A 5941-nucleotide genomic window follows, 5' to 3' on the forward strand; every position below is an offset into this window, starting at 1 on the left:
GAAGTCGTCGCGCTGCTGTCGGAGCCCCCGCCCCGCTCCGCCGGCGACGACCTGACCGCCACCTGGCGCGCCCTCCGCCGCCAGAACCGCCCCGCCGACGCCCACGCCGCCCGCTGGCGCGACGAGGCCGCCCGCCTCCGCAGATCCCTCGCCGGCACCGGCGGCCCGCCGCCCGTTCTGGAGGACGACCGCGCGGCGGGGACGGTGGTGGCGTTGGCGTTTCCGGAGCGGGTGGCGCGGGCGCGGCGGGGGAGCGGGTACCTGATGGCGTCCGGGACGGGGGCCGCGCTCGCCGACGGGTCGGCGCTCGCCGGGGCGCGGCCGGAATGGCTGGCGGTCGCGGCGGCGGACCGTCCGGCCGGGTCGGCGTCGGCGCGGGTGCGGCAGGCCGTGGTGATCGGCGAGGACGTGGCGCGGGCAGCGGCGGCGCCGCTGCTGGAGACGGCCGAGGAGGTCGCCTGGCGGGACGGCGACGTGGCGGCGCGCCGGGTCGAGCGGCTCGGCGCGATCGAACTGGGCGCCCGCCCGCTGCGCGATCCCGACCCGGACCTGGTGCGGGCCGCGCTGCTGGACGGGCTGCGCGCCGAAGGGCTCGGGCTGCTCACCTGGACGCCCGGCGCCGTCGCGCTGCGGCGGCGGCTGGCGTTCCTGCGCGGGGCGCTCGGCGAGCCGTGGCCGGACGTCGGCGACGCGGCGCTGCTGGAGCGGGCCCCGGAGTGGCTGGCGGGCGCGCGCCGGCGCGCCGATCTCGCCAAGGTCGACGTCGCGGGGATGCTGCGCGGGCTGCTGCCCTGGGAGCAGGCCAAGCGGCTGGACGAGTACGCGCCCGAGCGGGTCGAGGTCCCGTCCGGGTCGCGGATCCGGGTCGACTACTCGGGGGAGCGGCCCGTCCTCGCGGTGAAGCTGCAGGAGCTGTTCGGGTGGGACGCCGCGCCGCCGCTCGCGGGCGGCCGGGTGCCGCTGGTGGTGCACCTGCTGTCCCCGGCGGGGCGTCCCGCCGCCGTCACCGCCGACCTCGCCTCGTTCTGGCGGGAGGGCTACAGGGCGGTGCGGGCCGAGCTGCGCGGACGCTACCCGAAGCACCCGTGGCCCGAGGACCCGGCCACCGCCGTCCCGACGAAGCGGACCAAGCGGGCTAGCGGGAGCTGATCAGGACCTCGATGCCGTCCAGGACGCGGGCGAGGCCGAACTCGAACGCGCGGCTCGGCGCGGCGGGGGCGCCGTACTCCTGCCCGGCGGCGGTCCCGACCCGCGTCCCGAGCGGGTAGTCGGCCTCGTCCACGAGCGCGTCGAGCACGGGGGCGACCGACTCCCACCACTGCTCGTCGCTCACGCCGGTGCGCCGCTCGGCCTCGGCGGCGGTGACCGAGACGCGGGCGGCGCTCTCGGCGAAGCCGGTGACGAGCGCGACCACCGAGTCCATCTCCAGGTCGGTGAGGCCGAGGCCGTCGACGGCGCGCAGCTCGTACTCGTACTTGCCGAGCGTGCTCGGGCCCATCGGCGGGCGCGCCATCGTGATCTGGAGCAGCCACGGATGCCGGTGGAACAGGGCCCAGTTGTCGCGCGCGATGTGCTCCAGCCGCGCCCGCCAGTGCGCGTCGCCGGGCGGGGTCAGCTCGCCGAAGGCGCGGTCGACCATGACGTCGATCAGCTCGGCCTTGCCGGGGACGTAGGTGTAGATCGACATGGGCGCGACGCCCAGCTCGTCGGCGATGCGGCGCATGGACAGCCCGTCCAGGCCCTCGGCGTCGGCCAGCGCGATCGCGGTGCGGACGATCTCCTCGGCGGTCAGCTTCGGCTTCGGCCCCCGCCGGGGCCGCCCCTGGACGCCCCACAGCAGCTCCAGGCTGCGCTTGGGATCGCCGCTCCCGCTGTACTCGGTCACGCTCCGATCCTTCCAGGGATGAAACTCTGTACGACGTACGTTATATTGCCCGCGATGGTAAATCCGTACGACGTACATAGTTTGGAGGGCGCATGACCGAACCACGGCCGGCGGTCGTCGCCGAGGGGCTGCGCAAGCGCTACGGCGGCACCGAGGCCCTCGCCGGGCTCGACCTGCGCGTGCCCGCCGGCACCGTGCACGGGCTGCTCGGCCCGAACGGCGCGGGCAAGACCACCGCCGTCCGGGTCCTGACCACGCTGGCCAGGCCGGACGGAGGCACCGCCCGCGTCGCCGGGCACGACGTCGTGCGCGAGGCGGGGGAGGTGCGGCGCAGCATCGGGCTCGTCGGGCAGCACGCGGCGGTCGACGAGATCCTCGGCGGGCGGCAGAACCTCGTCATGTTCGGCCGCCTCTACCACCTCGGCGCACGGGAGGCGCGGCGGCGGGCGGACGAACTGCTGGAGCGGTTCCGCCTCACCGACGCGGCGGACCGGGCCGCGGGGGAGTACTCCGGCGGCATGCGGCGGCGCCTCGACCTGGCCGCCTCGATGATCCTCGCTCCGCCGGTGCTGTTCCTGGACGAGCCGACCACGGGCCTCGACCCGCGCGCCCGGGGCGAGGTCTGGGACGCGATCCGCGCCCTGGTGGACGGCGGCACGACCGTCCTGCTGACCACCCAGTACCTGGAGGAGGCCGACCGGCTCGCCGCGGGCATCTCGGTGATCGACCACGGCCGCGTCATCGCCGAGGGCGCCCCCGAGCAGCTGAAGAGGCGGTTCGGCGGCGACCGGATCGAGGTCGTGGTGGACGATCCCGCCGCCCTCGCCGGCACCGCCCGGATCATCGGCCGGGTCGCGGCGGGCGAGGTCGACGTGGACGCCGAGTCCCTGCGGATCGGGGCGCCGGTGCTCGAACGGGCCGCCGCCTTGACCGAGGCCGTCCGCGCCCTGGACGAGGCGGGCGTCGAGGTCGCCGACATCGGCCTGCGCAGACCCACCCTGGACGAGGTGTTCCTGCACCTCACCGGCAAGGAGAAGGAGGAGGTGCCCTCATGAGCGTCCAGACGCTCCGCTGGGCGGTCGCCGACGGGCGGACGCTGACCGGCCGGGCCCTCGCGCACTGGGCCCGGCAACCCGGCCAGATCGCCCTCGGGCTGCTGTTCCCGGTGATGGTCGTGCTGATGATGGGCTACCTGTTCGGCGGGCAGATGGACGTCCCCGGCGGCGGCAGCTACCGGGCGTTCATCGTCCCCGGCATGTTCGCGCTGACGATGGCGTTCGGCGTCGAGGAGACGTTCGTGCGCGTGGCGGGCGACGCGGCGAAGGGCGTGACCGACCGGTTCCGCACGATGCCGATGTCGCCGTCCGCCGTGGTCGTCGGGCGGGTCACCGCCGACATGATCCACTCGGTGGCGGGCCTGGCGGTGATGGCGGCCTGCGGCGTGCTGATCGGCTGGCGCGTCGAGGACGGCGCCGCGAAGGCCCTCGCCGGGTTCGGGCTCCTGCTGCTCCTGCGGTTCGCGCTCATCTGGATGGGCGTCTACCTCGGGCTGGTCGCCAAGGGCCCGGAGTCGGTGGCGGCCGTGCAGATCCTGGTGTGGCCGATCGGGTTCCTGTCCAGCGCACTGGTCGCACCGAGCACGATGCCCGGCTGGCTCGGCGCGGTCGCCGAGTGGAACCCGATGTCGGCGACGGTCACCGCGTGCCGCGAGCTGTTCGGCTCACCCGTCGCCGGCGACTCGTGGGCGGCGCAGCACAGCCTGCTGATGGCGCTGGTGTGGCCGCTGGTGATCGCGGCGGTGTTCGTCCCGCTGTCGGTCCGCCGGTACCGGGCGATGGGCCGCTAGGGCAGCACCGAGGCCCGGTGCCGGGCCAGCGGCAGCGCCGGGTAGCACGCCTCGGGCAGGGGCTCCGCGCCGTGTTTCCGGTGGGGGGACGACCCCCCACGCCCCCCGGGAACCGCCTCGGTCAGCACGGTGCGGAGCCGCGCCCCGACCGCGGCGGCGTCATAGGGCTGGACGACGCACAGCTCGGCCTGCATCGCCTGCCGCGCCGCCGCCATCAGCGCGGGGACGTCCCCGACGATCACGACCTCGGACGGGGCGTCGCCGTAGGACAGCCGGACGGCGAGGGCGTGCATCCCGGCGGTGCCGGCGCCCTCGTAGCGGAACTCGCAGACCAGGCGGTCGCCGTCCAGCGGCCCCTCCTGGATCAGCCACGCCTGGCCGGGCACGACCCGCCCGAGCGAGCCCTCCCACGGCGCGGCCGCGACGTCGCCGAGCGCGTCGGCCGCGCGCCCCGCCGCCGCGCGGCCCCGCACCGGGCCGATCGCGGCGATCGCCCGCAGGAACGCCCGCGCGCCCGGGGTCGCCGCCGCGCGCAGGCAGCCGATCAGGTCGCCGAGCGCGGCGAGCCGCCCCTGCTCGTGCGGGGCCGCCGCCTCCAGCGCGCCGAGCTGCGCGGACGCCCACACCTCCGCCTGCAGGGGGCCGGGCAGCGCCGGGAGGGAGTCGGCCTCCCGGACGTAGGCCTCGTACACCTCGCGGAGCCCCGGCAGCATCAGCTCGGGGCCTGTGGAAGACCGGCGCGCACTCACCCCTCAAGGGTATGAGACGCCCCGGGCCGGGGAGCACGGGGGAGCGGCGCGTCCCGGGCGGCCGGTGTGCGGCCGGGCCGGCCGGGACGCGCCGCGGTCCTGCGCCGATCCTGCGCTGGTCCTGCGCCGGTCTACGCGGGGACGGTCAGGAGCGTGCGTCCCGCGCCGATCGTGCGGACCTCGAACCGGGCGATCTCGTCGGGCCGCAGGGCCGTGCCCCCCTGCAGCGCCAGCCGCGGCTGCGGCGACCCCGGCAGCCCGTAGCCCTTGGCGGGGACGGACCAGCCGACGACCGTGTGCGCGTCGCCGCGCCGGTCCACCGCGACCAGTTCGCACTCCAGCGGCCCGCGGACCCTGCTCAGCTCCATCCCGATCCGGCTGCCCCACGCCTTCTGCTGGACGGCGACCGTGCCGGTCACGCCGGTGCCCGCGTCGGTGGCCGAGACCCGCCGACCGTCCCGCAGCAGCGCGGCCGTGCCGTCGTCCTGCCCCGCGGGCGGGGACGCCGAGGTCCCGCGGTCGGCGCCGAGCGTGAACCCGGTGCCGAGCGCCCCGCCGAGCAGCACGACCCCGGCGGCGGCCGCGGCCAGCGCCCGTGCCGCCCGGTGCCGCCGCCGCCGGTCGGCCCGGTGCCGCAGCAGGTCCGACAGCACGGCGGGCTCGGGCGGGACCGGCATCGCGTCGGCGGGCTCGGCGATCGGCGCGATGCCGTCCAGCGTCCGGGCGATCCCGCGCAGCGTGCCGAGCTCGTCGTGGCAGGACGGGCACGCCGGCAGGTGCGCCTCGAACGCCCGGCGGTCGGGCTCCTCCAGCAGGCCGAGGGCGTAGGCGCCGACGTCGATGTGCGGCGGATCCGCGATCACGGCGTCACGCCCCTCTCCTCCAGGGCGACGCGCAGCGCCCTGAGCGCGTAGTAGACCCGGGACTTCACGGTGCCCACGGGGATGCCGAGGTGCCGGGCCGCCTCGTTGACCGAGCGGTCCCGGAAGAAGGTCTCGTTGAGGACCTCGCGGTGGGCGGGGGACAGCGCGAGGAGGGCTTCGGACACGACGACGGAGCGCAGCAGATCCTCCAACCCGTCGGGCACGCGCATGTTCTCCAGCGGGCCCTCGCCCGCCTCCTGCGGCCGTGCGTTCTTGCGGCGCTGGTCGTCGATGACGATCCGGCGGGCGACGGTCGCGAGCCACGGCAGCAGCGAGGCCGCGTTCTCGTCGAGCTGGTGCGCGCTGCGCCACGCCCGGATCATCGTCTCCTGCACCACGTCCTCGGCCCAGTGCCGGTCACCGCCGGTGAGGCGCAGCACGAACGACAGCAGCGGGCGCCCGTACACGCGGTACAGCTCGGTCACGATCACCTGGTCGTCCACGCCGCCGGCGGGCTGCGGGCCGCGGAACCAGCTCCACGGTCCGGGCGGGCGTTCGCGGGTGGCCGAGGCGGCCGGTGATCTGTGGGCCATCGGGG

Annotated in this window: 7 protein-coding genes; 3 read left to right on the forward strand and 4 right to left on the reverse strand. The window is 76.5% G+C overall.

Going from position 1 to position 5941, the window contains the following annotated elements; translation table 11 throughout:
* Window positions 1-1149 (forward strand): ATP-dependent helicase C-terminal domain-containing protein (locus E1284_RS37610; protein ID WP_279433117.1); only part of this gene is annotated, 1149 nt, incomplete at its 5' end.
* Here the strand turns inward: E1284_RS37610 and E1284_RS37615 are convergent.
* Window positions 1136-1885, reverse strand: coding sequence for a TetR/AcrR family transcriptional regulator (locus E1284_RS37615; protein WP_243714992.1), 750 nt, complete (start codon window positions 1883-1885; stop codon window positions 1136-1138). The genes E1284_RS37610 and E1284_RS37615 overlap by 14 nt on opposite strands.
* A gap of 92 nt (window positions 1886-1977) precedes the next feature.
* Here E1284_RS37615 and E1284_RS37620 point away from each other — a divergent pair, with 92 nt between their 5' ends.
* Together E1284_RS37620 and E1284_RS37625 are read left to right on the forward strand one after the other, a co-directional pair.
* The gene (locus E1284_RS37620) at window positions 1978-2940 is read left to right on the forward strand and encodes an ATP-binding cassette domain-containing protein (RefSeq protein WP_131944919.1); all 963 of its coding nucleotides are present in this window, start codon (window positions 1978-1980) and stop codon (window positions 2938-2940) included.
* On the forward strand, window positions 2937-3731 hold the full coding sequence (locus tag E1284_RS37625; RefSeq protein ID WP_131944920.1) for an ABC transporter permease: 795 nt from the start codon (window positions 2937-2939) through the stop codon (window positions 3729-3731). The genes E1284_RS37620 and E1284_RS37625 overlap by 4 nt, the downstream gene beginning before the upstream one ends.
* Here the strand turns inward: E1284_RS37625 and E1284_RS37630 are convergent.
* From E1284_RS37630 to E1284_RS37640, 3 genes are all read right to left on the reverse strand, one after another.
* Window positions 3728-4480 (reverse strand): hypothetical protein, encoded by a 753-nt coding sequence (locus E1284_RS37630; protein WP_131944921.1) that lies wholly within the window; start codon window positions 4478-4480, stop codon window positions 3728-3730. The genes E1284_RS37625 and E1284_RS37630 overlap by 4 nt on opposite strands.
* Before the next feature lie 131 nt (window positions 4481-4611).
* The gene (locus E1284_RS43490) at window positions 4612-5343 is read right to left on the reverse strand and encodes an anti-sigma factor family protein (protein WP_131944922.1); all 732 of its coding nucleotides are present in this window, start codon (window positions 5341-5343) and stop codon (window positions 4612-4614) included.
* Window positions 5340-5941: sigma-70 family RNA polymerase sigma factor (locus E1284_RS37640; protein WP_481726623.1), on the reverse strand; the 602-nt coding region annotated here is incomplete at its 5' end. The genes E1284_RS37640 and E1284_RS43490, both read right to left, overlap by 4 nt.

This window comes from Actinomadura bangladeshensis (assembly GCF_004348335.1).
Lineage (GTDB): Bacteria > Actinomycetota > Actinomycetes > Streptosporangiales > Streptosporangiaceae > Spirillospora > Spirillospora bangladeshensis.